Genomic DNA, 1,045 nt, shown 5'->3' on the forward strand with positions numbered 1-1,045 from the left:
TAGAGCCGTGCCCGGCCGCGTTGCGACGGGTTAGCCGTTTGCAGCGTTGAGTGGTGAAGGAGCCCTCGATGCCTTCACCGTTGTCTGTCGATCTGCGCGAGCGTGTCGTGGCGGCCGTGGCCGAGGGCGCCTCCTTCCATCGAGCGGCGGCCCGGTTCGGTGTAAGCGTGTCGAGTGCCAGCCGCTGGTCGGAGCGGTTCGCGCAGGAAGGCCACGTCGCGCCCAAGCCGACGCGCGGCGACGATCGTCTTCCGGCCATCGAGGGGCAGGCCGATCGGATCCTCTCCACCTACGAAGCCCGGCCCGAGATCTTCCTGCGCGAGTTGCGCGACGCCCTGGCCGCGCAGGGCCTGCAGACCAGCACGAGCGGCCTGTCGCGCTTCTTCGCCCGCCACGGCATCACCCGCAAAAAGGGGCTCTCTATGCGGCTGAGCAGGAGCGGGCCGACGTAAGGGAGGCCCGCCAAGCCTGGTTCGAGGCCCTGCCCGACCTCGACCCGGACACGCTGGTCTTCCTCGACGAGACCGCGGCCGCCACCAACATGGCCCGCCGTTACGGACGCGCCCCGTGCGGTGAGCGGTGCCGGCTCCTCGTGCCGCAGGGCCACTACAAAACTACCACCGTCACAGCCGCCCTGCGCAGCACCGGCCTGTGCGCGCTCAGTCTCGTCGATGGCGCCACCAACGGCGCCCGCTTCCGCAGCTACGTCGCCGACAGCCTCGTCCCGGTGCTGCGACCCGGGGACACCGTCATCCTCGACAACCTGCAAGCTCACAAGGTCGCCGGCGTGCGCGAAGCTATCGAGGCGGTGGGGGCGCGGGTCCTATACCTTCCGCCCTACAGTCCCGAGTTCAATCCGATCGAGCAGATCTTCGCCAAGCTCAAGCACCTGCTGCGAACCGCAACCGCCCGCACCGTGCCCGACCTCTGGGCTGCTATCCGCGAGGCCTTCACCCGCTTCACCCCAGACGAATGCCGCAACTGCATCACCGCCGCCGGATACGAGGACGACTTGGCCGTCGCTACATAAGTGGGAACAGCTCTA

General features: G+C 68.5%; 1 protein-coding gene. It reads left to right on the top strand.

From position 1 onward, the window contains the following. Positions 1–68 precede the first annotated feature (68 nt). Positions 69–1,030 (top strand): IS630 family transposase gene (locus MFF40_RS28305; RefSeq protein WP_147899651.1). Its coding sequence is split into 2 segments (ribosomal slippage): positions 69–420 and positions 420–1,030, totalling 963 coding nucleotides; the frame shifts between segments, so codons are not numbered across the junction. Positions 1,031–1,045: the final 15 nt, after the last annotated feature.

Origin of the sequence: Methylobacterium mesophilicum (assembly GCF_022179445.1) — a bacterium.
GTDB classification, from domain to species: domain Bacteria; phylum Pseudomonadota; class Alphaproteobacteria; order Rhizobiales; family Beijerinckiaceae; genus Methylobacterium; species Methylobacterium mesophilicum.